Source organism: Thermogemmatispora carboxidivorans, assembly GCF_000702505.1.
GTDB classification, from domain to species: Bacteria; Chloroflexota; Ktedonobacteria; order Ktedonobacterales; family Ktedonobacteraceae; genus Thermogemmatispora; species Thermogemmatispora carboxidivorans.
Genome location: NZ_JNIM01000001.1, coordinates 5,472,392 through 5,498,373, shown reverse-complemented (window position 1 = coordinate 5,498,373; position 25,982 = coordinate 5,472,392). Strand labels below are relative to the sequence as shown.

The window sequence follows — 25,982 nt, the reverse complement described above, 5'->3', positions numbered from 1 at the left end:
CCTGCTGCTAAGGATAGCACGTGAGGTGCAATGGTAGGCACCCCTTGCCCCTGTCCAGCCAACGTCTGACTGAGAGTTGGAAGCCCTTCTCTCTGAGCGCGGCTCTCCAGCCAGAGGAGAGGGCGCTGCCCAGTCTGATCTTCAGCTGCTGCTTGCCGCCAGTACCCTGGTCACGCGAGGAGCCGCATCAGGCCCAACGGCAACTGAACTGACTGGGCCTCTGAGTGGATTCTGCCGCGGCGAGAAACCACCAGGCGTTAAAGCGCTAGAGCAGCGTGAGCGTTGACTGCACAAGGTTGACCCCAAAATGATAGCCGATCTCGCGATAGTCCTCAAGCTGCCAGAGTGCCAGCTCGCAGCGCTTGCCAATCTCGATACTCCCAATCTCCTCGTCCAGAGCCAGGGCTTTCGCCCCGTTAATAGTCGCCGCCGTGAGTGCCTCTTCCAGGGACATTCCCATCGCCGCCATTGCCAGCCCGATCATCATCTGCATGCTTTCACAATAAGAGGTTCCAGGATTACAATCGGTGGCCAGGGCCACGGTCAGGCCCAGGTCCAACAAGCGCCGCGCTGAGGGATACGAGCTTCGCAGCGTATAAGAGCAGCCCGGCAAGAGCGTCGCCACCACTCCGGCGTCGCGCAGTGCCTTGAGATCTTCGTCGCTGGCATGGTCCAGGTGATCGGCAGAGGTCGCCCCTAACTCCGCTGCCAGGCGCGTCCCACCCGAGGGACTGAGCTGATCCGCATGGATCTTCAGACGATAGCCCAGCTCTTTGGCCCGGCTCAGAATCCTGCGACACTCTTCAACAGTGAAGGCCTCCGTTTCGCAGAAGACGTCGCAAAAGCGCGCCAGCCCAACAAAGGAGGGCAGCAGTTCCTCAACGACCAGGTCGAGGTAGTCTGCGCGTCGCTCGCGGTACTCCCACGGCAGGACATGGGCCGCCAGAAAGGTGGGAACCACACGTACCCGCTGAGGAACAGCAGACGGCGCCCCCTCCTCCAGGGCCTTGAGATTGTTGATGAGGCGTAAGCAGGTTTCTTCGTTGATGCGGTCCAGACCGTAGCCACTCTTGATTTCAACCGTGGTCGTGCCATGATCACGCATGAGATGAAGCCGCCTCTGCGCCAGGGCTAGTAAGGTCTCGGCGTCGGCCTTACGGGTCGCTTCTACGGTCGTTAAGATCCCTTTGCCCTGCGCCAGCAGCTCAGCATAGCTGACCCCCGCCCGACGCAGGTGAAACTCTTCAGCGCGCTGACCCGCAAACACAAGATGGGTGTGCGAGTCGACAAAGCCAGGGGTAATGACCGCTCTCTGGGCGTCGACAATGGTGACGCCGTCTTGGCGCGTTGAGAGGAATAAGGGTTCCGCTTCATCATCGGTCCCAATCCAGACAATTCTGCCGTGGTAGACCGCTAAGGCCGCGTTGTCTAAGACTTGCAGCGCTCCTCTGGCTCCTTCAATTGGCCGCTGGGCCACTGTCACAAGCTGCCTGATATTGCGAATGACTGCACTCGCTCGAATCGGAGGCTGCGCTGGTTCAGCCTGCATGAGTTGCTTCTCCTTGTAAGGGCTGTGAGTGAGGCTCGCTCTGCTGTCTTTTTATAGCATAGTTACCTCTCAACGTCGAGGCTTGCGGCTCGTCCCTGCATTTGCTACACTCTCCTCGGAAGGGAAGCCGGTCGCTCTGCTGTTCCGCAACGCCGAATGCCCTTCATTCGTAGTGGTGAGTGGTTCAATCGCCTCGGCTCCCGCTGCCACAAGCTCGGACGGACAGTGTGGAGCGCCCCAGCCAGCAGGAAGGAGTAAGCAGTATGCGAGCTATCGATGATAGCAGCGAGAAGTACGCCGCCGTCCTGCGCGAGCTACGCATCTGGAAGCATCTGCCAGAAAGCGACCTCTCTCGCATGCTGCGCAGATATTTCTTGGTGACGGACGATTTCCGCGAGATGGAGGATCAGGGGCTGCTGACAATGACCTTTGTGGGAGACGAGTATATGATTAGTCAGACGATGCTGGGCCAGATCTGGCTGGAGCAGTACGAAGCTGATCAGCGTCAAAAGGAGCAGTACAATGTCCGCTGATGAGTATGAAATGGCGGCCTCCCAGCCCTATCAAACAATTGGCCCCGCCGAGGCCAAAGAGCTGATGGCGCGCGGCGCCCACGTGATCGATGTGCGTTGGCCCACTGAGTGGCAGCAGGGCCATATTCCCGGTGCCACGCTTCTCCCTCTCAGTGGTATCTATGCTTTCGGCCAGGCCCTGCGGGAATTGCCTCTTTCCCCCTCACAGGAGGTGATCTTTGTCTGCGCCGTTGGCCAGCGTAGCGCCATCGCTGCCGAGATCGCCTCTCTGCTCGGTTTCCAGCAGGTCTACAATCTGGCCTCCGGAATGCATGGCTGGCTGCTTTCCGGCTATCCTGTCGAGCAGGCCTCTTCTTCGTGATCGAAGAGATGCTTTCTCTCTGCCGCTATTATCCTTGCTTGTTTGTCTACTTGGTTTATAGCTCAGACTGTGGGTGAGTCAGTCCCTACCCATAAGGAAGGAGTAAGACCCTATGCCTCTCTTGGAAGGAAAGAACGCGCTTATTTTCGGTGTGGCCAATCATCGTTCGATTGCCTGGGCCATCGCCCAGGCTCTGGCTGCTGAGGGCGCCCGACTGGCCTTGACCTATCAGGAGCGCATGGAAAAGTTTGTGCGGGAGCTGGCCGATAAGGTACCAGGCACGCCGCTGATCCCCTGCGATGTCCAAAGCGATGAGCAGCTCGATACCGCTTTCGCTAAGGTGGCGGAACTCTTCGACGGCGGCCTCGATATTTTGATCCATTCGATCGCTTTTGCGCCGAAAGAGGACATGGAAAATCCTTTCTGGCAGACCAGCCGTCAGGGCTTTTCGACCGCTCTGGACATCAGCGCCTATTCGTTGGTGGCTATGGCCCGGCGCGCTGTGCCCCTGATGCAGGCGCGCGGTGGTGGCAGCATCTTGACCGCTACTTACATCGCCAGCGAGCGGGTGATGCCCAAGTACAATGTGATGGCTGTGGCCAAAGCAGCCCTGGAGTGTAGCGTGCGCTACCTGGCCTATGAGCTTGGCGCTTACAATATCCGGGTCAACGCCGTCTCGCCAGGACCTGTGAATACGCTGGCCGCGCGCGGCGTTCCCGGCTTTACGACCATGCGCGATCATATGACAGAGGTAGCGCCACTGCGCCGTAACATTGAGCAGAGCGAGATCGGTGATGCTGCACTCTTCCTGTGCAGCCCGCTGTCCCGCGGGATCACGGGGGAGGTGCTCTTTGTGGACGCCGGCTACCATATTATGGGCGCTTAAACGCCAACGGCGCTCTGGCCAGATTGAGCCTCGCTTGCGGCACGTCAGGAGACCTGAGCTCCTCCATTGAGGAGCTACTCGGCCTGGCGCTATTCGATAGCGCGCGAGAGGCTACAAGAGAAAGGCAGGCACTCCCCCCGGTGGGGGAGTGCCTTTGTGCTTTGGTGAGATTGGTCCTTATTCTTCATCTCCTGGCTACTGGCCCTGGTGCTCGCTTCACCGCTCGATGCGTCGCACTGTCGGTGGCGGCGGCGCTGGCTCTCCACAGGTACTGCAGTAGCGTGCGAAGGGACGATTCATGTGACCACAGGGCCAGGGACGTAGCTGCTCTGTAGCTGCCGGCGTATCAGGTCCCGACGATGGCGTGTTGGCAGCCCGGGAAGTCGCCGAGGATGAGGAGGTCTCACTCCTTTTTGGTGGAAGCTCAGGCTGCTTCCCTGTGGCTGTTGAGGCAGGAGCAGCCTTCTCCCCCTCGGACAGCCAGGGCTGACCTCTGCTGCCGGCGCTTCGTGGCGGACCCCCGAACGGCACCAGCGTGTTCTCATCCTCTAGACTGGGGAAGGGATAAGAGAAAGCTTCCGATCGAGCGGCTGGAGAAGCTTGCGGTGCAGGACGAGAGGCCGGAGACAGTGCTCCAGGCTGCTGGGGAAGCCCAGCGGGCTGACTGCCAGGATGCGGAGACCACGGTCTCTGCGCACTGGGGGGAGCCGATGGCCCTGTGGGCATCACGCTTCTACCCGGGGCTTGCGGCGGCTGCATTCCAGTGGGCATCGAGGAATAGAGGGGGGAAGCCGACGGCAATCCCGGCGGCGTATTCTGGCCTGGTCCATAGAGAGCCGGGCCAGGGGGATGGAGCTGGGTACCGCTCGCACTCGCAGCGTTTACGACGGAAGGCATCTGTGCCTGCCATCGCCGGCGTCTGACCTGGAAGATGGCTCCTACAAGCAGCCCCACGATGACCAGAGTCCCCAAGCCTCCAATCACTATGAGGAGCAATGGCATACCCTGGCTCTGGCTCGTCGTCCCCGATGACTGCTCATGAGCAGCCTGCTGTCTGGCATAAGTCAGATAGGGCATCACCGCTTTGAAAGCAGGATAGCGAGCCGCCAACGTGGCAAACTCCTCAGCCGCACGATGCCAATGGCCAGGAGCAGTCGAGGCATAATCGTTGAAAGCCTGGCTCCAGGCACGCTGGAATGGCCCCGGCTCGGTATTCAGCCGCAGATTCTGAATCAAAGCCCGCGCGCTATTGCTGGCCTGCAGAAAGCTGGTGCCTCCAGGGGTCCCAAAACTGACAATCCCCACCACTTGACCTTGACTATCGAGGGCTGGCCCACCACTGTCGCCTTGCTCTACATTGCCGCCTACCTGGATTACCTGCGCTCCACTGTCGGTCGTCTTGATAGAGCTGACAAAGATACGATTCACCGATGAAGTCAGAAAGTCTGTCGGGCGTATGCTGACGTCAGCATTGCCCGGGAAACCGATAATGGTGAGATTGTCCTGGACCTGGACAGCAGAGGAATCACCGAGTTGAACGCTTGGCGTATCCTCCATCGCCACATGGATAATGGCAACGTCCTTCTGATCAGGGGGACTTTCTTGCTCAACGCGGTCAACACGGGCAAAATAGAGAGGCGGTACATCACGCAAGCGGTTCGCATTCAAAGGACCACTATAGTCGGTGCTGAGGTAAACGACACTCACAGGAGGCCCATAGATGGGCGTAGAGGGGAACCGACCACTGAGTAAGTCCTGCGCCATCTGGTCGGCGCTGAGCTGGTTGCCACGCGCTAGCGTGCTATTGTAGTAGGCAGCTACGTCGGGGGCCGCCGCTCTGATGAGTACAGCATTCATCTCATCGTCATGAGGAGGATTAATAACGTGATCAGCTGTGAGGATATCGCCGTGGGCGCTGATAAAGGTCCCCGTCCCAAGGGCGGCCAGGCCATAGCTGCCTCCATCGAGCGGGAAGGTCATGCTGCGCCCACCCGGGAATTGCACCATGAGCCTCCCGCTAATTTGGGTAACGATGCGCACAACAGCTGGCCGGGCAATATCAACCGCTCTCACCGCCGGGTCCTGAATATTGCCCCCTGGCACACCCTCGGCACGCGCCTCTAGCCCTCCCGGAGCCATCAGCATGAGAGATGGCCCCCAGATGAGGCAGAACATCACTACGAGGAGAGGGAACAACCCTCTTGAGCTGGCCTTCCTCGCTCGCCCATAACTGCCACGGGCTCCGGCAGAGGTTGTTATATAGCGATTCATAGCAGGCATCCTGTCCCCGAGTCGAGTATCACTGCACTGTCATAACCAGACCTATCATAGCACAGGGATACGCATGACTTTCGATTTTTTCTCTTCCTTTGCGGTCTAGGCCAAACAGGCCCCTTCCTCCTTCCACGCTCTTCAGAAGAGCAGTCTCCCTTATCTTCCCCCTATAGATAGAACGCTCTAGGTACTTGCTTCTCGGCAGTCAGGATCTCTACTAGGAGCATTATACAAGACAGATAGGCCAGAATACAGGAAGGGATAGAGCTACTTCTTGCCGAAGGAGATCACTATTTCCCGCGAGGGCAGCCAAGATCTGGTAGGGAGAAAGTAGAGCGTCAGAGCGTCAGAGTGCGGCTCTTGCGCGGCAGCGGCCCTAGACGAAGAGCTTCGAAGGGGTATATAATTTACGGATAATAGTTATTCTTGCATCGCCGGCATAAAGGGGGAGAATACTGGCAGTGAGCAGCCATCCAATACCAGGCTCAGGCAATGGTGCTTCGGCCAGCGGCAGCTCTTTTTCACATCGGCGTGAAGGGCGCACGACGAACGGCGCAACACCAGCGTCAGTGTCACAGAGCGCCAGTGGACGCGGCTCTGCTGGTTCTTTTGACCTGAACGGCCTCATTGCGGAACTACGCGCCCTGTTTGAGCGAGACCGGCAGATCGCCAGCCAGCCCGATAGTACGCGCTGCGGCATCTGCTATCTGCACTATCGCTTCAGCGAGCTGCGCTGGCGAGAGGAAGGCTTCTACATTTGTCACGAGTGCGAGCGCCTTCTCGGCCAGCAAGCGATGCCGATGTTACGCAAGCAGCAACGACAGAGCTAGCCGACAGAGGTCCTTTTAGCCAGCCCGGGTCGCACCATGGAAGCCGGCAGCCCTGCCGAGGCGAGCGCGAAGAGGAGGAAAAGGAGGGCCCCGCACCAGCGCCGACGCCATATTCCTCGCTGGCGCAGGTCCTCCCATTTGGCCTTAGACGACCTCTGGTTCCGGCTCTTCGATCTCTCCCTCGCGCGCCGGACGCAGGTCTTCAGGGCGATCGAGGCGATCCAGAAAGAGGATGCCATCCAGGTGGTCAATCTCATGCTGCAGAATCCGGGCAAACCAGCCCTCGGCACTCACCCTGATCGGTTTGCCTTCGATGTTCTGGCCTTTGACTACCACCTTTTCGGCGCGTCTGATGTTATCTCCTACGTAGCCCGGGATGCTCAAGCATCCCTCTGTTCCCAGCGTCTCCCCCTCGGCTTTGATGATCTCTGGATTGAAGATCGCTACTTTGTGGTCCTCGTACTCAGCAACGAAGACGCGAATCGACAAGCCAATCTGGGGAGCAGCCAGGCCCACCCCGTGCGCGGCATGCATGGTGTCAAACATGTCCTCCACCAGCCGCTTCATGGAGGCATCAAAGCGGTGCACCTTCTTGGCTTTTTGCCTCAAGACGGGGTTTTCAGCCGTAATGATCTTGCGAATCGCCATAGCTCTTTTCCCGAAATGTATCCCGAGTGAATTGCCACACAGCCACAGTCTGGCAGTCAATGTTATATAATTTGCGTATATATCCTATCACATGGGCATGCGATTATCCATAGACGGCGGAGGAGGGACGTGGGATCTGCGTCAGCAACCAGTGAGATGCTCACCGACAGAGTGGCCGCCTACATCGTCCGTCATGGCCTGCTTCCTCCCCAAAGCGAGATTCTGGTCGCTGTCTCAGGTGGGGCTGATTCGCTCTGTCTGCTCCACCTGCTGCACTCGCTCTGTGGCGAGGGGAGGCCCTTCCCCACGGTGCGTCTGTTTGCCGCCCATCTCAACCATCGTCTCCGCGGCGAGGCAAGCGAGCGAGATGCCCTCGCTGTCGCCCGCCTGGTTTCTGCCTGGGGCATTCCTCTGATCATCGGTAGCGTGGATGTCCCAGCCCTGGCACGACGAGAGAAACGCTCGCTGGAGGAGGCCGCTCGTCTGGCACGCTATGCCTTTCTACGCGAGGTGGCCCGGGGCCGCCTCATCGCCGTTGCGCATCAGGCTGATGATCAAGTGGAAACGATTCTGCTTCACCTGCTGCGCGGCAGTGGTCTGGCGGGACTGGTCGGTATGGCTCCGCTCCAGCAGGATATCATCCGTCCCTTACTGGAAGTGAGCCGGGCCGAGATCCTGGCCTACTGCCAGCAGCAGGGCCTCCAGCCCATCGAAGACGAGAGCAATCGCGATTTGCGTTTTTTGCGTAATCGTGTCCGTCATGAACTCCTGCCACTCCTTGAACAGCTCAACCCGGGTATCCGCGAAACGCTGCGCCGTAGCGCTGAGGTCCTTCGCGTCGACCTGGAATGGATAGAAAGCTGTGTCTCGCAGAGTTGGTCGGCAGTAGTAACCAGCGCCAGCGAGGAGGTGGTGACCATGACCGTGCCGACGCTGCTTGCACAGCCGCTCAGTTTGCAGCGTCACCTGCTCCGCCGCGCTACGGCTCTGCTCTGTGGAGGGCAGTCTCCGTTAGAGCCGCGTCACTATGCTCTGCTGACAGCCTTCTTGCAGGAGGCCCAGCGCTCGCGCGCGGAGCGCTCGCTGGATCTGCCCGGTCGGCTACAGCTGCAGATCAGTGGGTCAAAGCTGCGCCTCTGCCACTATGCTCTGAGTCGGCAGACTGTTGAGACGACTTCAGGCGGCGAGACGCTTTTGCTGCCCGTCCCTGGGGAGGGTCAGGTTCCCGGCACCCCCTGGCGTGCTCGGGCAGTGCCTCTGGCTCCCGAGGTCGAGCAGGCAGCACTGGAGGCGCTGGCGCGCGAAGACTGGGAAGCGGTCTGGCACCTTCTGCCACGAACACGCTATGTTGTATATATCGACGGCGAGGCCGCTGGCCCGCTGTTGCAGGTGCGCACGCGCCGGGCAGGTGATCGCATTCAGCCCCTGGGCATGCAGCAGAGCCGTAAGGTCCAGGATGTGCTTGTCGATGCCCACGTCCCACGCTCAGAACGGGATACGCTCCCGCTCTTCTTCGCCGACTCGCACTGCATCTGGATCGCTGGCCTCTGCCTGGCTGAGTCCGTTCGCCTCAGCCGTACTACTCGCCGCATTGTCCAGCTCAGCGTCAGCCGCTAGAGCGAGCGGCGCTTTTTCATTGCTATTCTTCGGGAAGGGGAAACTATGCACGAGGACATTGAAGAGATTCTCGTTACTCAGGAGCAGATTGAGGCGAAGGTCAAGGAACTGGGACGCCAGATCACCCAGGACTACCAGGGGAAGAATCTGCTGCTCCTGGGCATTCTGAAGGGCGCCATTCCCTTCATCGCCGATCTTTCGCGCGCAATCGATATGCTGCACGAAATCGATTATATGGCCGTCTCTAGTTACGGCAATGCCACGCAGTCGAGCGGCGTGGTGCGTATCCTCAAGGATCTGGAGGGGCCAATCGATCAGAAGCATGTGCTGATTGTCGAGGATATTGTGGACAGCGGCCTGACGCTGCATTATATGCTGGACCTCCTGCGCCAGCGGCATCCACTGAGCCTGCGCGTCTGTACCTTGCTGTATAAGGAGCGCGAACGCGCTAAACCCCTGGAGCTGGCCTACATCGGCTTCCGCATCCCCAATCTGTTTGTGGTTGGCTACGGCCTCGACTATGCCCAACGCTATCGCAATTTGCCCTACATCGGCGTGCTGAAGCCCAAGGTGTACCAGAACAATCAGAAACCAGAGCGCCAGCATCAAAGTCCAGCAGAAAGCAGCTAGCGCTTCCTTTCTCTCCCAGATCATGATCGACCGCTAAAATAGCGCACGCTTGGTGCAGAGGGAGCTTGCTTTGTGTTATAATTCCTCATAGGATCAGAAGGGCGTTCGAGGAGAAAGGCGATGCAGATCACTGTTTGTAACCTCGGCCCACTGCGACGGGCAGAGATCGTCATGAAGCCCCTGACGGTCTTTGTTGGGAAGAACAATACGGGCAAGACCTGGCTGGCCTATACGATCGCAGGCTCCCTCGGGCACTATAGCTGGAGCCGCTACCTCAGCGCCTACTTGAGTGGGCAGACACGCCAGAAGTATCGTCCCCTTGATCAGCTGGTACGGCGCGTTGCCGAACAGAGCAGTGGGTTCCTTGACCTCCTGGATTTCGCCGAAGAGCACGCCGAGCATTTCCTGAATGACCTGCTCCTGGGCGTAGGGGAATGGCTGCCACTGTTCTTGGGCAGCGACCACGCGCGCTTCGAGGAGCTGACGCTGAGCATCGATATCGCCGCGTTTAAGCCGGAGCTCCTTCGACGGCTGCTCCAGGCCAGCGTCAGCGACTATATCGGGGGAGACAAGGAGGATGCTCCTTTGAAAGCCTTGAAGGAGAGTGGGGAGGCCCGCCTCTATTTCTACCCCGGCCAGAATGTGAGCGAACGCCTTCCCCGTCGAGAAATCGCGGGCTTCGTCAATGGCATCGTCTTCCGCGAGATCCTCCAGGCGTTCTGGCGCAATATCAGCTATTTCCCGACCGAGCGCAGCAGCATTATCTACGAGCGCTTTATCTCTTTACCTCCTTCAGTGAGGAACAAACGAGGCCACCGGACAACCGATACCAGAGGTTTGTTGGAGCGCTTGCTGACAGCCCTCTCAGAGCAATCACCGCGTCTCGTGCCTGTGCCCATCGCCGACTTTGTCGAGATCGTCTGGCGCTTCCATCGCCAGAGTAGCCTGAGTCCGAGCCAGCTACAGAACCAGACTGCAACCAGTCGCAGCCCTTATGTGGAGTTGGGCGCTCTTCTGCAAGAGGAGATCCTGGAGGGAACGCTCGACTTTACCCCCACCGAAGCAGGAACGGCGCGCGAGATTCTGTTTTGCCCTAGACCAATGGCCACCTCTCCTGAGCCGACGACCCGAACAGAGCTGGAATTATCCGTCTCTTCCTCGATGGTGAAAGAGCTTTCCTCGCTGGCCCTCTATCTGCGCTATCTGGCTCGCCCGGGTGAGCTGCTCGTCATCGATGAGCCAGAAATGAACCTCCACCCGGAAGCTCAGGTCAAAATGATCGAGCTGCTGGCTATGCTGGTGAATGCCGGCCTGCATATCATGATGACAACCCACAGCACTTATATGATTGACCACTTGATCAATCTGCTGGCCGCCGCCAGACATCCGCAGGAGCGGCACGATGAGCTGGCCTCGCTCTTTTTCCTTCAGCGCAAAGAGGCCTTTCTCGCACAGAATCAGGTCGCCGTCTACCACATCCGCGACGATGGCGAGGCTGTCAATATCCTCGATGAAGAGGGCATTATCCACTGGCGCACCTTTAGCGAAGTGACGCGCCTCGTCGAGCGCATCCACTTCGAACTGGCCGATTAAGGTGAGGGCGATCGCCCTTTAGGAAGGAAGCTGAACAGCTATGCCGTTCACACGTCTGCTGCTGATCGGCGCGACCTCTGCAAAATGTATCAATGGCGAAAAGGGAGATAAGGTCATTATTGCTCCTAAAAATCAGAAGGCGAAGGCGCACCTTGGCCATCTGGACGACCCTTACGCCGGCGAGGTCATTCTCTGTTTCCAACTCGATGACGGTAGCGAGCAGGCCCGTGAGCTGCTCCGCAGCCTGGGCCTCAAAGAGCACGATCGTCGCTGCGATGGCCTCATCTTCTACAGCCGGGATGGCTCCCCAGAACGCACCATCTGCCTGGTTGAGCTGAAGCATAGCCGCGTCGAGGAGGCCGCCGACCAGCTCATTCGCACTCGCCAATGTATCGAAGATCTCCTATGTAAAGAATGCGGAGAGCCAGGGAAAAAATATATCCAGCGACTGCAGTGGAAAGCCTGCCTCTACCGCCACGGAGCCTCACCAGACGAGACGAGTAAAGTACTTAGAGAGCTGCGTCACCATTTCAAGCACTATTATTCATGTGATCGTCAATCTGCTGACCTTGGGCCATTTCTGCGCGGAGAAAGCGAGCAGCGTTTTTCAGAGGGTCGTCGGGCCAGGAAGCGCGAGCGTTAGCCAGAGAGGGTCTCTGGTCGACGCGGCAGAGGAAGCGATGGGAAAGAGAGGGGAGCCAGGCCCCTCAGTAGAGGCACGAGGTTGACCGTCACCTCCCCTGTGCTACAATGAGAGGCAGCCCATAGCCCTTCAGCGAGCGAGCCTGCGGGCAACCGAGCATAGGAGAGGAGGACAATGGCATCCGTTGCAGTGATTGGCAGTGGTGCCTGGGGAACCACGCTGGCGCTTTTGCTGGCCAACAAAGGGATCGACACGGTCCTCTGGGAGCATCGACCCGAGCGGGCCGCTGACATGGCACGTCTGCGTGAAAATAGACTCTTCCTGCCCGGCTTTCGCTTTCCCGAGCATCTAGGAGTCACCGCTGACCTGGAAGAAGCCGTTCGCCATCGCGAAGTCATCATCCTGGTCACTCCCTCACAGCGCATGCGTGAAAACGCGCGGCAACTGGCTCCCTACCTGGAGCGCGGCGCCATCCTCGTGAGCGCCAGCAAAGGGATCGAGCTAAGCACGCTCCAGCGCATGTCGGAGGTGCTGGCCGAAGAGCTACCGGAGGCTCGCGCACGTCTTGCCGCCCTCAGCGGTCCCAACCTTGCGCGCGAAGTCGCCGAGGGGAAACCCACAGCCGCCGTGGTGGCGGCCCAAGATGGAGCCATTGCCATTTACCTGCGCACCCTGTTGAGCACAGCGCGTTACCGGGTCTACACTACCCAAGACATCATCGGGATTGAGCTGGGTGGAGCCTTGAAGAACATCATTGCCATTGGAGCAGGCATCAATGACGGCATGGGCTATGGTGAGAACGCCCGTGCCGCCTTCATCACGCGTGGCCTGGCAGAGATCACGCGACTCGGTACAGCTGCCGGGGCGCATCCATTGACCTTTGCCGGCCTGGCGGGCTTAGGCGATCTTGTGGCCACCTGTTCCAGTTCCTTGAGCCGCAACCACCAACTTGGCCGTCGTCTGGCCGCAGGAGAAAAGCTTGACGAGATCCTTGCCTCGATGCACAGCGTGGCCGAAGGAGTCTATACCACCCGCGCCGCCCTCCAGCTAGCCCAGCGCTACAGCGTTGAAATGCCCATCACCCAGCAGCTCGCCCTGGTCCTGTTCGAGGGTTACGACCCCTATAAAGCCGTCCTGGAACTGATGATGCGCGACCCCAAAGGGGAGATGGAAGGTTTGATCGAAGGCAGCATCTACGTCAGCTAAGACCGCATCACGAGAGAAAGAGCGCTGCAGAGGAAACAGGCCGGAGCGGACCGGGCTGGGCCGGAGGCTCGGAGGCTCGGAGGCTCGGAGGCTGGCCCCAGGACAGGAACAGAGCCCGACCAGCCCGGCCCAGCCACACCAAACAAAAAAGTAGGGGCGCGTTTAACGCGCCCCATAGCTACCTTGGGAACAGGTTAATCGAGGTAATCCTTGAGCTTACGGCTGCGGCTGGGATGGCGCAGCTTGCGCAGAGCCTTCGCCTCGATCTGACGGATGCGCTCGCGCGTCACATGAAACTCCTTGCCAACCTCTTCGAGCGTACGGCTCCGACCGTCATCGAGACCAAAGCGCAGCTGGAGCACCTTTCGCTCGCGCTCGGTCAGGCTGGCAAGCACATCCTCAACCTGCTCCTTCAGGAGCTGATGGCTGGCCGCATCAGCGGGAGCAAGGGCCGTATGATCCTCGATAAAGTCACCCAGGTGACTATCTTCCTCCTCGCCGATCGGCGTCTCCAGGCTCACTGGCTCCTGACTGACCTTGATGATCTCGCGCACCTTCTCAGGGCTGATATCCATCTGCTCGGCGATTTCCTCCGAGGTTGGCTCACGCCCGAGATCCTGCAAGAGGCGGCGACTAATGCGGATCAGCCGGTTAATGGTCTCGACCATGTGAACCGGAATACGGATCGTGCGTGCCTGATCGGCGATAGCGCGGGTAATGGCCTGGCGAATCCACCAGGTGGCGTAAGTACTGAACTTGTAGCCCTTGGTGTAGTCGAACTTTTCGACGGCACGAATCAGGCCAATATTGCCCTCCTGGATCAGGTCCAGCAGGCTCATGCCCCGGCCAATGTACTTTTTGGCAACGCTCACCACCAGGCGCAGATTAGCCTCAGTCAGGCGCCGCTGAGCCTCCTCCCCCTCCTCGATAATGCGCCGATTCGGGTTAGGCTTGGCAGCCTCAGCCTTGCCCCGCTCCATCAGCCGCGCCAGGCGGACCTCCTCCTCAGCGGTCAGCAGAGGAACCCGACCGATCTCGCGCAAGTACATGCGCACCGGATCGTCAAGGCTATTTTCGAGGTCGGCGACAACGATTCCGAGGCCGTCCTGAAGATCATCCCACTTGGCTCCGGTCATCGCCTCGACGTCGACCTCGTCCTCCGGTCCAGGTTCCCAGTCTGCCGGTGGCTCCTTGGTATCCAGGGCATCCATGGTTTCTTCGTCCTGTAACTTGGAGAACAGGTCATATGACTCACCGTCATCGGCAGCCGTGACAAGGCTGCCAGCGGTGGTAGCACGCAGACCTAGTGAATCGATATCGTCAAAAACACGGTGCGAGTCTTCGAGCAGCATCTCTGCCTCGAAAGGCTCATATACATCGCTCAATTGTTCAGTATGCACCTCTTCATTCCGCGATCTCGTCATGACATCCTGCTTCTGATTCACCATTCTGGCTCCCCCTTCAGAAAACGGGTCCGCAATGAATAACGAATAAGGAGACTGACCCTGCTCTCTGAAAATAAAGAGTAAGATAATAGCGCTATGCAATGCTGATCATCGCCCCCACCCACCTCCCCCACCCAGGCTATTCCGCATCACCCATAGGACATCTGGGCTTGAGGATTTTCATCCCTGCAGATTCGTCTTCAAGTGAATCTCGCGGATCTGCCGGTGGATTTCCTGCAGCTGACGCTCCAGCTCGTGCACTGCAGCCAGGTCTCCGGCTTCCCGGGCCTCCTGGATCAAATAGCGCAGCTCCGTGTTGAGCTGCATCAGCCGCATGCGCTTTAAGCGGGTTGCACATTGGGTGGCCGCTTTGATCAGTCCTGCTCCATCGAGCGGAGACGCCGCCTCGACGCGCCTTTGCGCTCGGGCTGCCGTTTCCAGCAACGCGGAAGGTAACAGCTGCTCTAAGGGTTGATGGAAAGAGGAAGAGCCACGTTGATAAAGAGAGTTGAGAAAGTGGTACAACTCCCGCGTGTCCGTCCCGATAAAGTCACCATCGTTTATTATACCACAAACATGTTGACTTAAACCAGGATGTTGGAGGAGTAGCCCTATCAGGTAGTCTTCCCATTCTACTCTATCCAGGCTCCCTCTGTCAAGCGCCAAACCTTGGCCGCCGGGGCCAAGGTTCACCTGGGTTCCCGTGCCACCCACTCTGGCTTCCTCCACCTCAGCGGGCGAGGCCTGGGACAGCGTCTCTGTTCCGGTTCCGGGTTTCCCGCTGGGGCTTAGACCAGTCTGGGCCAGCGTGGGCAGAGAGCGGAGCGAAGCCGGCGGAGCCTGCGGTGACTGGCGCTGCCGTCCTCTTCCTCTTCTGCCGCCTTCCACCTCCCTCCTACCACCAGACTCGGTGGGCACAACGATCTCGGCCACACTCTGGTGTCTGCCGCGCAGGCTACGCTGCAATTCATTATACAGGCTCTGCTCATCGACATGGATCATCCTTGCTAGCTTCCGTACATAGGCATCGCGTTTGACGCGATCGCTGATCATCGCGATGATGGGAAGCAGGCGCCGCGCCGCCAACGCCTGATCTCTCGGTTGACGCAGATCCAGGTCCATTGTCTTGGCTACAAAGTAATAATCGACCAAAGGTAACGGATGAGCAAGAGCCTCCTCCCACCGAGCCGGGTTCTGGCGGATCACCTCATCGGGGTCCTGGCCTGTGGGCAGCACGAGCACATCGATCTGAGCATCTACCTCTTCTTCCAGGCGGATAATGGCCCTGGCGCCGCTCCCCTGACCACGGCGTTCCTGGGGCGGCGCCGGCAGCGGGACCGGAACGATCGTTCGCTCTAGCGAGCGGAGCGCCTCTTGAATGCCGTGCTCCGTCGCGGCCATGCCGGCGGCATCGGGATCTAAGGCCAGGGTAATACGCCGCGCCAGCTTTTTGATCTGCTGGATATGTTTTTCGGTGATCGCGCTACCAATGCAGGCAACGGTCTGCCGCGTGCCGTACTGGTGCGCCATGATAGCGTCGATATAGCCCTCGACAATGATCACCTGATTGGCCTGCTTGATCGCCTCTTTGGCACGGTCAAGCGCATAGAGCACGCTGTTCTTCTCAAAGAGCGGTGTCTGGGGTGTGTTCAGGTACTTGGGCTGGCCTTCACCCAACGCCCGCCCACCGAAGCCGAGCACCTGGCCCCGCAGATCCCGAATGGGAAAGATAATGCGATTCCTGAAGTAATCATAAAGACCCTGCCCATCTTCCGGCTCACGAGCCAGGCCGGCACTGACCAGCTCCTGCTCGCTATAGCCCTGCGCGAGCAGGTAACGACAGAGACCATCGCGGCTGTCGGGAGCGTACCCCAGGCCAAAGGCAATAACGGTTTCTGCCGTAAGACCACGACTCTGAAGATAGGCCCGCGCCGGGGCTGCTTCGCGCAAACGTAGAAGGGCCTGATGAAACCAGAGCTGAGCATCCTCGTTAAGCTGACGCAGCCGCTCGCGCTGGACCGCCAGCTCCCGCTGCTGGGCCGCATCGTAGCCAGGCTGCTCATCAAGAGAGACGCCTGCTTTCTCCGCCAGGTAGCGCAGGGCCTCTGGAAAATCGAGCCCCTGGGTCTTTTGCACAAAGGTGAAAATATCGCCGCTCTCGTGGCAGCCAAAACAGTGCCAGTGCTGCGACTCTGGAAAGACATAGAAGGAAGGTGTGCGCTCATTGTGAAAAGGACAAATGGCCTTGAAGGCCCGGCCCGTTTTCTGGAGCTTCACAACCTGGCCAACTTCATCTACCAGGTCGAGGCGCGCTTTGATAGTTTCAACGATTGAAGACATTGGCCGCCCTCAGCCAGCGACGACATTGCTGCCGTTGTGTTCAGCGTTTCTTCAGTAGAGGACGCCGGTCAGACAGACGATGCCATCCCCCACCTGGCCTGTCACTGTGCTTTTTGCTCGAGGGAAACGAGCGAGTCTCGCCGGAAGAGACCGCACTGAGGAAGGGAAGCACGTGGCCACCTCTGTCCTCGCGGCCACGACCCTGGCCGGGCAAGCGCCAGCCAGAGCCATCAGCTGGTCAGGTCTGTCCTCTCTCCGCCATCCCTAGAGATATAACGAGCTACTGCCAGGAAAGTCGCACTGACGGGGACAAGATTCGCCCAGGTCCCAGTGTCGCCAACCACGAGCTAGACCACAACGCTGACCAGGCCCTCCCTCGACCAGAAAGAGCGCCGCAGCTCGCCCTTCTCAGAGCTTTGTCACCTCCTCTGGCCAGTCCCTGCGGTCAGCATCAGCCGCGTTGCAGAAATGCAACGCTTCGCTGCGCCCTGGCCGGAAAAAGTCCCAGGCCCGGTGGCAGTTATCCACATTTCCACAGCCCCTACTACTGTTATATCCATCTATCATTAAGAGATGGATATGGATAGCAGTAGTAATAGGGCCTGTGGAAATGTGGATAACCCCGGCCAGCTGGGGCCGATCCGCCAAACGATCTCGCTAGCTGAAATGGCTCTGGAAGCGGCTCGACGAACAACTTGACAGGAGTGTTATTTCGCTGAGAAACGCCGCTCGCTCTGTGCAAAAGCGGTGGAAAACTTGGGGATAAGTGGCAAGCAGGCTGTGGATGGAGAGGGAGATCGCCCAGGGCCTGTGGATAACTTTTCCACAGGCCCCGTGGAGAAGTCCAATGGTCGGCGACAGCTCTGTGGATACTGTGGAAAACTTCTCCACAGAATCGGTGGAAAACTAGAGAGAAGGATGTCCTGACACAACAGGTCAGGATGACCGTTGTGGATAAGTTATCCACAAAAGTTGTGGATAAAGTAAGAGCTGCTGCTATTTATCCACAGTTCCCTTGAGCGTATCCACCATTGCTGTGGATATCTCTGCTTTAAAAGTGGAAAAGTGAAGCATGAGTCCGCCTGGCGCGCCAGCGAGGTCGGGAGAGGGTTCTTCGACCCTCCTTTGGCTAGCAAGCAGGCGATAAATGGCTTTAACGAACACAGCCAGCTTGTGTGGATACTGTGGAAAACTTCTCCACAGAATCGGTGGAAAACTGGAGAGAAGGATGTCCTGACACAACAGGTCAGGATGACCGTTAGTTGCATAGTTATCCACAGTTTTTGTGGATAAGTGCCTGTCCTCTTGTCCGAATATGTCAGACGTATGACGTCCAACTAGACATTTTATGAGAGGCTGTGGATAACTTGTGGAAAACTTATCCACCGATTCTGTGGAAAACTCTGGAACACAGCCAGCTTGTGTGGATACTGTGGAAAACTTCTCCACAGAATCGGTGGAAAACTGGAGAGAAGGATGTCCTGACACAACAGGTCAGGATGACCGTTGTGGAAAACTTATCCACAAAACCTGTGGATAACTCGGAAATGCCGCCAGCTTGTGTGGAAAAGTGAGCGGAGTGAGAAAACTGTATCGACAGGTTATCCACATTGCCTGTGGATAACCTGCCTGGAGTGTGTATAAAACTATCTGCAGGGAACTGTGAAAATGGTAGAACGCTGGTGAAACGCTACTCTTACACCGAGAGAGCGGGAACCAGGTGACCGGTTCCAGCCTGGGCCAAATAGCTATAGATTCGCAGCAGCTCGGCGACGCCGCTGGCGCTGGCTGCCTGATAGCCGGCATGGTGGGGAGGGTCGCCATCGAAGACGCCGCCGATCATGCCGAGTGTATGCTGGGCCAGCTCTCGAAGAAACGGCTCCAGGGCGCGTAAGCCCTGGCGCCAGATATACTCCTGTCCCAGGGGAGTAGCATGGCCGTGGTCGCGTTCTTCTCTGCTGTTGCGGCCATCGAGCTTTAAGAGCGCCTCAATGTAAGGGCCGATCAGCCATGTCCAGACGCTGCCCTGGTGGAGGGCCTGGCCTTGTTCTTCGCTGTTATGGCCCAGCCGTCCGCGATAAGCAGGATCGTGGGGGGCCAGGGTGCGCAAGCCATAGGGGGTCAAAAGGTGGCGCGTGACCTGCTCTAGCACCTCAAGGCGGTAGGCTGGAGCGAGTGCTGTATGGCGCAAAGAAATGGCCAGCAGTTGATTAGGGCGCAGGCTGGGATCATGGCCGGCGGGTCCATCGAGCACATCGTAAAGATAGTGGCCCGCGGCGTACCAGAAGCGCTGGAACCCCTCTTCGCAGCGCTGGCGCAGCTCCTGGATGCGCCCACTCAGATAGGTATTCCCGCCGCGTCCACGGACCAGGGTCGACCACTCTTCCATCAGTGCCAGGGCATGATACCACAGGGCATTGATCTCGACCGGCTTGCCGCTGCGAGGCGTGACCGGGCCGCCATTGGCGTAAGCGTTCATCCAGGTCAGGGCCTGATGGGGGCTGGTGCTTTGCAACAGGCCGTCGTGTGGATCAACCTGAATCCCGTGCAGGGTTCCCTCCAGGTACCAGAGCAGGCTTTCGGCCAGGCGTGGGTAAAGCCCGGCGATCAGCTCTTCGTCGCCGCTATAGCGGAAATAGTGGTCGAGGGCGTAGAGATACCAGAGTGTGCCATCCGCATTGCGATAGTCCGCCTCGCTGAGGCTGTGGCCGGCGTAGGGTAGACGGTCGGGCAGCAGGCCCTGTTTAAAGGTGCGCGCCAGCCCGCGGAGCAAGCGACGGCACTCCTCGAAGCGTCCGGTGGCCAGCATCAGCCCGGGCAGAGCAATCAGGGCATCGCGTGTATACTCTTCCAGTCCATAGAACGTGGACAGGATCGAGAAGCGCTCTGCCTCCTGCCCCGCCAGTGGCCTGGCGTAAGGTTCCTGGCCTAAGCTGGCCAGGCGAGCGGGTCGCTGACGAATCAGGAAGCGGTCCCCTGCCTGTACAAGCAAGTGCAGAAACTCCTCGCCCTCGCGCTGAGGATTCGTGGTGCCTGTCAGGGGTAAGACCTGCAGGCGATAGGAGGTCTCGCCTCCTTCGCCGAAGTAGCGCTGGGGCTGAAGGAGAGCGCGCTGCTGCTCGACGCTCCGCCGGTAGGCCAGGGCCAGATAGCTGGGTGTCAGCGTCAACAAAGCCGGGTCCTCGGTCGTGGCCACAATGGTTAGCGTTGCCTCCTCTCCTGGCCAGAGGCGTGCGCGAAAGACGCCCGGCAGATAGAGATCGTCTACAGCGGGTCGCCCGGCATCGCGGTCAACCCGCCGCAGAAAGTGCCAGTACCATACCCCTGTAGGGATAAAAAGAGGCTGGCTATCGGGATGGCCGACGATGAAGAGATGGTAGGGCTGAGCATCCCTGGTGGCGCGAATGGTGCAGCCGGTCACGCCCCGAGGAAGCTGCGGTTGGCCGGCTGGCCAGGGGGCCGAAGCGACTCCTGGCCGTTGCTCGCTGCTGTGATGTACCTCTACCTGAAAGTGCCAGTCGTTATGGCCGCTCTGGGGGCTGTCGAAAGGACGATAGGCAGAGAATGGCAGCAGGGTCAGCTCCAAAACATGCTGATCCAACGCGCGATAGCGAAGATAAGTACGCTGATAGGCGAGCGGGCTGGTTAGACCCGAGGCTGGGGTTGTCGCTCGTGCACGCTGCTCGCTCTCCGGCCTGAGGCTGCCCTGCTCATGCTCGTGCTCATGATGGCGTGAAAGGCGATACTGGATGCAGGTCGTGTGTTGGCCTGGAATCATCCAGATCCGTTTCTCTAACATCACCCCATCGAGGCCGCCGATGCGATAGAGAAAGACAGGAAAACCCTCCTCTAAATGAAAGGCCTCCAGGTGAACGAAGCCGGAGGGGCTGAGCGTACCATCGCGGTACTCGTTCGTCCCGAGATAGTAGGTGCGCTGATCAAAGACCGCCTCCTCATCGATCTTCGCCAGCAATAGCTGGGGAGGGGCCTTCCGCTCGATTGGAACAACGAGCAGACCATGCTGCATGCGCGTCAGCACGCCGGCAACAGTGCCCGCGGCATAACCTCCCAGCCCGTTGGTAATCAGCCACTCGCGCGAAATGGTCTCGTTCAGGTCACAGCAGATACGGCGATCGAATGTGATGGGCATCGTGGACCCTCCAGGCCCTCTTCAATGATAGGCGGCTCTCCCCGCTGGACGTCATGCTCTGCCTGTACGTTGTGCCTCACAGCACCCCTTATTTAGTGTAGCATAACAAGTGCCAGGAAGCAGCATTTTTCACACGGTCCTTCTTACAATGTCAAAGGATTGTGCTTCTGGCGTTGCACAAATGAGCCGCGGGTGACAATCCTCCCTGGCGGGGCGTATATAACAATGCAGAGAGTGCCAGTGTAAAGCCCCGGGCGAAGGCGGTTGACTCATCTTCTCGAAGCAGACCTTGGGTTGCATCCTGTGCAGCGCTCCCTGCCTCCTACCTTGTATTATGTCGACGGGCGTCCAGGTCTGCGATCAAACCGAAGCCGGGAACTTGTCAATAACAGTCGAGCTATGCTACACTGCGCATATCCTTTGCACCCCATGTCGTTCTGTTAACTAGAGGAGGTGTCTGCATGGTATCCTCTCCAGTCCGCAGGGCAGGAAGCCGGCGCGTGCTACGAAGTGGGATCTTGCTGGGCATTGTGCTCATCTTCGCCCTGGCTCTGGCCGCCTGCGGTGGTTCGTCAGCGCCCGCGAGCGGCGGGGGCAATGCGAGCAATAAATATGGCCTCATTACACCGGGCGTCCTCACGGTCGGTAGCGATACAACCTATCCACCTCAGGAGTTCATTGATCCAGCTACCAACCAGCCAAAGGGCTTCGATATCGATCTCATCACGGAGATCGCCAAGCGCCTGGGGCTGCAGGTCCACGTTGTGACTGACGGCTTCGACACTATCTTTGATGACCTCTCGGCCCGACGCTTCGACCTCGTGATCTCGGCAGTCACGATCAATCCTGATCGTCAGAAGAAGTTTGATTTCATCCCCTACTTCAATGCCGGTGAGTCGCTCCTGGTCGAGAAAGGCAATCCGCTGCACATTACGAGCGTTGATCAGCTCTGTGGCCAGAATGTTGGCGTTCAGACTGGTACAGTGGAGCAGACTGATCTGCAGACGGCCTCGCAGAACTGCACCAAGGCTGGCAAGCCTCCCATCCATCTGACGGTACTCAAGGACCAGACGGAAGTCGTCCAGCTGCTGGCCAACCATCGTGTGGTTGCCACCTATCAGGATTCGCCGGTGACTGACTATTATTTGAAGCAGAATCCTGGGAAGTTCGAGGTTGGTGGCTCCGTGGTCAACGCCGCGCCCGAGGGGATTATGTTCCGCAAAGGAGATACGGCTCTCTACAATGCTGTCAAGGGGGCCTTTGACGCCATGCGCAGTGATGGGGCCTACAAGCAGCTCATCGACAAGTGGGGGCTGACCAGTGGCGCCATTGCTCTCATGGAGCGGCGTGTTCTCCTCTAGCCTCACTGGCAGGCTCTTCGCGCAGGTTACCTCAGCCTCCTTCATCTCGCTTTCGTTGGCTCGCTCCTATGGTTCGTAGTGGAGGCTGATGGCCCGGGCAGGGTGAGCATGCTGCGAGCTGAGACGATCTGGCGACCACTGCTGGCCACCTCCTCCTCTCCTTCTTTAGAAGAGGAAAGAGGGTGGTGTGGACTCCCCCTTTCTGCCGTACACTATCATAAGTGAGGAAGAGGCCTGGCCCAGGCAGGCCAGAAGAAAGGCAGGTGGCCGAGGTAGGGGAGCGCGCTCAGTTAGCTCAGCTCACTCTGTGCCCAGCGCTAGCCAGTCTCTTGCCGGATCTAACGACCCAAGGAGATCCCCGCCATGTTCGATTGGGATGCCGTTTGGAAATTCATCCTTTCACCCTTTTTTCTCCAGGCCGCCTGGACCACGCTCTGGCTCTCTGTCGTTGCCCAGCTTGCCGGCGTGATTCTCGGCTTGTTTCTGGCGCTCATGCGCATGTCGCGCTTCAAGTGGCTCTCCTTCCCCGTACAAGTCTATGTCTGGTTCTTCCGCGGCAGCCCCCTGCTCGTCCAGGTGCTCTTGCTCTGGGATGGGTTGCCCAAGCTGGTCCCCGGCCTGCTCTTCAGTCAGATTACCTGCATATTGATTGCCTTCTCTTTAAACGAGGCAGCCTACATGTCGGAGATCATCCGGGCGGGCATCAGCTCGGTTGATCCAGGGCAGATGGAGGCTGCGCGCGCTTTGGGCATGCGCTACTGGCTGGCTATGCGCCGCATTATATTGCCACAGGCGGCGCGGGTCATTATCCCTCCCCTCGGCAATGAGTTTAACAATATGCTCAAGACCACCTCGATCGCCTCTGTCATCGGGCTGGAGGAGCTGACTGGGACCGCCGAGATTCTGGGGGCGCCAACCTTCTCGATTTTCGAACTGCTGATCGTGGCCACCGTCTACTATCTGCTGCTGACTACCTTGTGGGACTACTTCCAGCGCTGGATTGAGCGTCGGCTGGACCCCGAGTACGCAGCCAAAGGCGGACGACCAGGTCGGCGCCCAGGACAGAAGAGCTGGGCCCAGCGAGTTCTGGGATTCGGCAATCCACCCCTGGAGTCCGGGGAGTTGATCGCTGGTGGACATGGAGGAGCGCGCTAATGCGTGTCTGCTTGAAAGGAGGCGCTACCAGTGACACAGCAGCAAAGCTATAACGGTTATCAGGAGCAAGAGCCTCCTCTCTCGGCTGCTCCCTCTCAAGCCGCTGAGAGCGCGGAGATGGTTCTCGTCGAGCAGGCGGTAAAGCGCTTTGGCGACCTGCTCGTCCTCAACAATGTCAGTATGACGGTGAAGCGTGGGCAGGTCGTCGTGATCATTGGCCCCAGCGGCTCCGGCAAAACAACCTTGCTGCGCTGCATTAATCACCTTGAGAAGATCGATAGTGGCCGCATCTATGTTGATGGGCAGCTTGTTGGCTACCGTCTGGTGAAGGGACGACTGGTCGAGGCTCAGGAGGCCGAAATCGCCAAAATGCGGGCCCAGATTGGGTTTGTCTTCCAGCGCTTCAACCTCTTTGCCCATATGACGGCCCTGGAGAACGTTATCGAAGCCCCCATCCATGTCCTGGGCATGCCGCGAGGCGAGGCAGTCGCTCAAGCAATGGAGCTGCTGCGCAAGGTCGGCCTGGAGGAGAAGGCCCACGTCTATCCTCATAAGCTCTCGGGCGGTCAACAGCAGCGAGTGGCCATTGCGCGAGCGTTGGCCATGCGTCCCAAGCTGATGCTCTTCGATGAGGCAACCTCGGCCCTCGATCCCGAGCTGGTGGGCGAAGTGCTGAAGGTCATGCGCCAGCTGGCTGAGGAAGGCATGACGATGGTAGTAGTAACCCATGAGATGGGTTTTGCTCGCGATGTCGCCGATCACGTGATCTTTATGGATCACGGGGTAATTGTAGAGGAAGGTCCCCCTGAGCAGATTTTCGATGATCCACAGAGCGAGCGTACTCGTAATTTCCTCGGCCTCATCGCCACAGATTAAGATCAGTGCCGTGTAGGTGAGCAGCGGAAGAAGGAGAGGAGCACAGCGAGTATGCGTCTTTATCGGGCGATAATTGAGGAAAACCTGGCTGTACGGCCAGAGCTACACTTGCTGGAGCTGCGCGCACCGGCTCTGGCGCAGGCGGTGCGTCCAGGCCAGTACTGTATGGTACGCTGTGCTGAGGAGGGGGCATTTGATCCTCTGCTGCGCCGGCCTTTCTTTGTGCATAGCGTTGAGGGCCAGCACTGCCGTATTCTGTTCCAGGTACGTGGGCGCGGGACGGCCTGGTTAGCACGGCGCCCCGCAGGGGAAGAGCTGGACCTGCTGGGTCCATTGGGCCAGGGGTGGCAACTGCCGTCCCGCCTGAGCACGCTACTGCTGGTCGCCGAGGGCTTTGGGGTGGTGGCGCTGGCGTTGCTGGCTCAGCGTGCTAGCGAGCAGGGACTGGCGGTGACCCTTGTGCAAGAGGTGACGCAGCCGCAAGAAAGCTACCCGGCTGCGCTGTTGCCGGAGGAAGTTGAGTATCATCTGGTGACGAGCGCTGGCGGAGCCGCTCAGGATACGGGCCAGCAAGGAGGACTCTTGACTACACTGGGGGACTATCTTAGCTGGGCCGATGCTGTCTGTTTGGGCGTTTCACGTGAAACGGCGCTGCAACTCTATCAACGCTTCGAGCGCCTGCGCCGTCCAGGCTTTGCCCAGGTCGCTGTACTCCAGCCCCTCGTTTGTGGCACGGGTACCTGTCTGGCCTGTACCCTGGAGACCAGCCGTAACCCGCGCCTCATCTGCCAGGACGGACCCACCTTCGATCTGCCGACCCTGGCCCGAGGCTGACAAGACAGGACCTGCCAGTCCCGACCAGTGGGCCAGCAGGGTAATGGCCCACTGGTCGACTGCTTCTAGAACCTGTCGGGGCGACCTTCCCCATTCCTCTCCCCATAGCCCAGGCTCCCCTCTCCCGGCTTCTAACCGCCTGCTACCACAGATACTGCTGCAGGAATCAGGGCAGCTGCAACAAGGCGATCTCTGCTAACCGATCAAGGTCGGCTGGCTGACAGGGGAGGAGGAAATTCGGCGTCGTATCCAGCAGTTCCACGAAAGCGGCCACCACCGTGGGGTCGAAGCTGGTGCCGGCGTCGCGCCCGATACACTCGCGAGCCATCTCCGACGAATATGGCTCTTTGTAAGGGCGCTGCGAGGTCAAGACATCGTAGACGTCGGCCACCGTCAAAATGCGCGCACTCAAAGGAATAGCCTCGCCGCGCAATCCGGAAGGATAACCCTGACCATCCCAGCGCTCATGATGGTAGAGGACCGTTTCAACATAAAACGGGTCCACATCGCACCCAATCAAAATGCGTGCGCCGATCACTGGATGACGCTGCATCTTGCGCCGCTCCTCTGCAGAGAGGGCGGCGGATTTGTGCAAAATCTCATTGGCAATCCAGGTTTTCCCTAGATCATGGACCAGAGCCGCCAGGGCCAGATCACGGGCCTGACCGTGCTCCCACCCCAACTTGCTCGCCAAACGATAGGCGTAGACAGCAACCCGGCGCGAATGCTCGTAGGTCACGAGATCGCGCTCCTTTATGCTCCTGGCAAAGGCGAGCAGAATCTCTCTGCTCTCCCTGCCATCCTTCAAGGTTTTGACTGCCACCACTCTGCTCTACTCCCTCTAAGCCCACAATGGATGACGGTAAAGAGAATGAGTGCAAGACGATGAATCATATAATATAGTAATGTTTTCACTTGCTGTCTGCCCAAGCTCTTGTTTTCAGGCAGTACTTTTGTGTCACTCGTCCTCTATTTGTCTCTTCCTGACACCCCCGCTCACCTGCCTGCCCGGTTGCTTCGAGCAGGGACGGCCTCCCCAGGAAAACGCGGC

General features: G+C 58.8%; 20 protein-coding genes. 13 read left to right on the top strand and 7 right to left on the bottom strand.

Annotated elements, in window-relative coordinates; all coding sequences use genetic code 11:
* Nucleotides 1-265 precede the first annotated feature (265 nt).
* Nucleotides 266-1,549 (bottom strand): imidazolonepropionase, encoded by a 1,284-nt coding sequence (gene hutI, locus N688_RS21670; RefSeq protein ID WP_052891229.1) that lies wholly within the window; start codon nt 1,547-1,549, stop codon nt 266-268.
* Nucleotides 1,550-1,812: 263 nt separating this feature from the next.
* Between hutI and N688_RS21665 the strand changes: the two genes are divergently transcribed.
* The 3 genes from N688_RS21665 to N688_RS21655 all read left to right on the top strand — a co-directional run bounded on the left by N688_RS21665 (nt 1,813) and on the right by N688_RS21655 (nt 3,329).
* Nucleotides 1,813-2,082 (top strand): hypothetical protein, encoded by a 270-nt coding sequence (locus N688_RS21665; protein WP_052891228.1) that lies wholly within the window; start codon nt 1,813-1,815, stop codon nt 2,080-2,082.
* On the top strand, nt 2,072-2,443 hold the full coding sequence (locus tag N688_RS21660) for a rhodanese-like domain-containing protein (protein WP_052891227.1): 372 nt from the start codon (nt 2,072-2,074) through the stop codon (nt 2,441-2,443). Before N688_RS21665 ends, N688_RS21660 begins: the two co-directional genes overlap by 11 nt.
* Before the next feature lie 112 nt (nt 2,444-2,555).
* A complete protein-coding gene (locus N688_RS21655) occupies nt 2,556-3,329 on the top strand; it encodes an enoyl-ACP reductase FabI (RefSeq protein WP_052891226.1) in 774 nt (257 codons plus the stop codon).
* A 216-nt stretch (nt 3,330-3,545) separates the two neighbouring features.
* Here the strand turns inward: N688_RS21655 and N688_RS21650 are convergent, their stop codons facing one another.
* Entirely contained in the window at nt 3,546-5,600 is a 2,055-nt protein-coding gene (locus N688_RS21650; RefSeq protein ID WP_162179610.1) for a S1 family peptidase, read from the bottom strand.
* 464 nt (nt 5,601-6,064) lie between these two features.
* On the opposite strand from N688_RS21650, the gene N688_RS21645 reads away from it, so the two are divergent.
* The gene (locus N688_RS21645) at nt 6,065-6,433 is read left to right on the top strand and encodes a hypothetical protein (protein ID WP_052891224.1); all 369 of its coding nucleotides are present in this window, start codon (nt 6,065-6,067) and stop codon (nt 6,431-6,433) included.
* A gap of 144 nt (nt 6,434-6,577) precedes the next feature.
* On the opposite strand, the gene def is transcribed toward N688_RS21645, so the two are convergent.
* Nucleotides 6,578-7,081, bottom strand: a complete 504-nt coding sequence (def, locus tag N688_RS21640) for a peptide deformylase (RefSeq protein ID WP_052891223.1) — start codon at nt 7,079-7,081, stop codon at nt 6,578-6,580.
* Between the two features lie 156 nt (nt 7,082-7,237).
* Here def and tilS point away from each other — a divergent pair, with 156 nt between their 5' ends.
* From tilS to N688_RS21615, 5 genes are all read left to right on the top strand, one after another.
* Nucleotides 7,238-8,698 carry a tRNA lysidine(34) synthetase TilS gene (gene tilS, locus N688_RS21635; protein ID WP_052891222.1) on the top strand — a complete coding sequence of 487 codons (1,461 nt, stop codon included), beginning with the start codon at nt 7,238-7,240 and terminating at the stop codon, nt 8,696-8,698.
* Between the two features lie 45 nt (nt 8,699-8,743).
* On the top strand, nt 8,744-9,328 hold the full coding sequence (gene hpt / locus N688_RS21630) for a hypoxanthine phosphoribosyltransferase (protein ID WP_052891221.1): 585 nt from the start codon (nt 8,744-8,746) through the stop codon (nt 9,326-9,328).
* Nucleotides 9,329-9,448: 120 nt separating this feature from the next.
* Complete coding sequence (locus tag N688_RS21625; RefSeq protein ID WP_052891220.1) at nt 9,449-10,921, top strand: AAA family ATPase; 1,473 nt, start codon at nt 9,449-9,451, stop codon at nt 10,919-10,921.
* 40 nt (nt 10,922-10,961) lie between these two features.
* Entirely contained in the window at nt 10,962-11,564 is a 603-nt protein-coding gene (locus tag N688_RS21620) for a hypothetical protein (RefSeq protein WP_052891219.1), read from the top strand.
* 174 nt (nt 11,565-11,738) lie between these two features.
* Nucleotides 11,739-12,770 (top strand): NAD(P)H-dependent glycerol-3-phosphate dehydrogenase, encoded by a 1,032-nt coding sequence (locus tag N688_RS21615; RefSeq protein ID WP_052891218.1) that lies wholly within the window; start codon nt 11,739-11,741, stop codon nt 12,768-12,770.
* 194 nt (nt 12,771-12,964) lie between these two features.
* Here the strand turns inward: N688_RS21615 and rpoD are convergent, their stop codons facing one another.
* The 3 genes from rpoD to N688_RS21600 all read right to left on the bottom strand — a co-directional run bounded on the left by rpoD (nt 12,965) and on the right by N688_RS21600 (nt 20,705).
* A complete protein-coding gene (gene rpoD, locus N688_RS21610) occupies nt 12,965-14,194 on the bottom strand; it encodes an RNA polymerase sigma factor RpoD (RefSeq protein WP_337588096.1) in 1,230 nt (409 codons plus the stop codon).
* 201 nt (nt 14,195-14,395) lie between these two features.
* Entirely contained in the window at nt 14,396-16,555 is a 2,160-nt protein-coding gene (gene dnaG / locus N688_RS21605; RefSeq protein WP_052891216.1) for a DNA primase, read from the bottom strand.
* A gap of 1,696 nt (nt 16,556-18,251) precedes the next feature.
* The gene (locus N688_RS21600; protein WP_052891215.1) at nt 18,252-20,705 is read right to left on the bottom strand and encodes an amylo-alpha-1,6-glucosidase; all 2,454 of its coding nucleotides are present in this window, start codon (nt 20,703-20,705) and stop codon (nt 18,252-18,254) included.
* Between the two features lie 500 nt (nt 20,706-21,205).
* Between N688_RS21600 and N688_RS21595 the strand changes: the two genes are divergently transcribed.
* The 4 genes from N688_RS21595 (at nt 21,206) to N688_RS21580 (ending at nt 24,931) form a co-directional block, all read left to right on the top strand.
* Complete coding sequence (locus tag N688_RS21595) at nt 21,206-22,066, top strand: ABC transporter substrate-binding protein (protein ID WP_052891214.1); 861 nt, start codon at nt 21,206-21,208, stop codon at nt 22,064-22,066.
* A 363-nt stretch (nt 22,067-22,429) separates the two neighbouring features.
* Nucleotides 22,430-23,221: an amino acid ABC transporter permease gene (locus N688_RS21590; RefSeq protein ID WP_081839121.1), complete on the top strand. Its 792-nt coding sequence runs from the start codon at nt 22,430-22,432 to the stop codon at nt 23,219-23,221.
* A 117-nt stretch (nt 23,222-23,338) separates the two neighbouring features.
* Entirely contained in the window at nt 23,339-24,097 is a 759-nt protein-coding gene (locus N688_RS21585; RefSeq protein ID WP_052891584.1) for an amino acid ABC transporter ATP-binding protein, read from the top strand.
* Nucleotides 24,098-24,148: 51 nt separating this feature from the next.
* Nucleotides 24,149-24,931: an iron-sulfur cluster-binding protein gene (locus N688_RS21580; RefSeq protein ID WP_052891213.1), complete on the top strand. Its 783-nt coding sequence runs from the start codon at nt 24,149-24,151 to the stop codon at nt 24,929-24,931.
* A gap of 166 nt (nt 24,932-25,097) precedes the next feature.
* Here the strand turns inward: N688_RS21580 and N688_RS21575 are convergent, their stop codons facing one another.
* Nucleotides 25,098-25,670: an HD-GYP domain-containing protein gene (locus N688_RS21575; protein ID WP_162179609.1), complete on the bottom strand. Its 573-nt coding sequence runs from the start codon at nt 25,668-25,670 to the stop codon at nt 25,098-25,100.
* Between the last annotated feature and the right edge of the window lie 312 nt (nt 25,671-25,982).

Bases quoted from the DNA above. Each gene is read 5' to 3' on its own strand.
- hutI (WP_052891229.1), bottom strand. From the start codon at position 1,549: ATGCAGGCTGAACCAGCGCAGCCTCCGATTCGAGCGAGTGCAGTCATT.
- N688_RS21665 (WP_052891228.1), top strand. From the start codon at position 1,813: ATGCGAGCTATCGATGATAGCAGCGAGAAGTACGCCGCCGTCCTGCGC.
- N688_RS21660 (WP_052891227.1), top strand. From the start codon at position 2,072: ATGTCCGCTGATGAGTATGAAATGGCGGCCTCCCAGCCCTATCAAACA.
- N688_RS21655 (WP_052891226.1), top strand. From the start codon at position 2,556: ATGCCTCTCTTGGAAGGAAAGAACGCGCTTATTTTCGGTGTGGCCAAT.
- N688_RS21650 (WP_162179610.1), bottom strand. From the start codon at position 5,600: ATGAATCGCTATATAACAACCTCTGCCGGAGCCCGTGGCAGTTATGGG.
- def (WP_052891223.1), bottom strand. From the start codon at position 7,081: ATGGCGATTCGCAAGATCATTACGGCTGAAAACCCCGTCTTGAGGCAA.
- tilS (WP_052891222.1), top strand. From the start codon at position 7,238: ATGCTCACCGACAGAGTGGCCGCCTACATCGTCCGTCATGGCCTGCTT.
- hpt (WP_052891221.1), top strand. From the start codon at position 8,744: ATGCACGAGGACATTGAAGAGATTCTCGTTACTCAGGAGCAGATTGAG.
- N688_RS21625 (WP_052891220.1), top strand. From the start codon at position 9,449: ATGCAGATCACTGTTTGTAACCTCGGCCCACTGCGACGGGCAGAGATC.
- N688_RS21620 (WP_052891219.1), top strand. From the start codon at position 10,962: ATGCCGTTCACACGTCTGCTGCTGATCGGCGCGACCTCTGCAAAATGT.
- N688_RS21615 (WP_052891218.1), top strand. From the start codon at position 11,739: ATGGCATCCGTTGCAGTGATTGGCAGTGGTGCCTGGGGAACCACGCTG.
- rpoD (WP_337588096.1), bottom strand. From the start codon at position 14,194: ATGACGAGATCGCGGAATGAAGAGGTGCATACTGAACAATTGAGCGAT.
- dnaG (WP_052891216.1), bottom strand. From the start codon at position 16,555: ATGTCTTCAATCGTTGAAACTATCAAAGCGCGCCTCGACCTGGTAGAT.
- N688_RS21600 (WP_052891215.1), bottom strand. From the start codon at position 20,705: ATGCCCATCACATTCGATCGCCGTATCTGCTGTGACCTGAACGAGACC.
- N688_RS21590 (WP_081839121.1), top strand. From the start codon at position 22,430: ATGTTCGATTGGGATGCCGTTTGGAAATTCATCCTTTCACCCTTTTTT.
- N688_RS21585 (WP_052891584.1), top strand. From the start codon at position 23,339: ATGGTTCTCGTCGAGCAGGCGGTAAAGCGCTTTGGCGACCTGCTCGTC.
- N688_RS21580 (WP_052891213.1), top strand. From the start codon at position 24,149: ATGCGTCTTTATCGGGCGATAATTGAGGAAAACCTGGCTGTACGGCCA.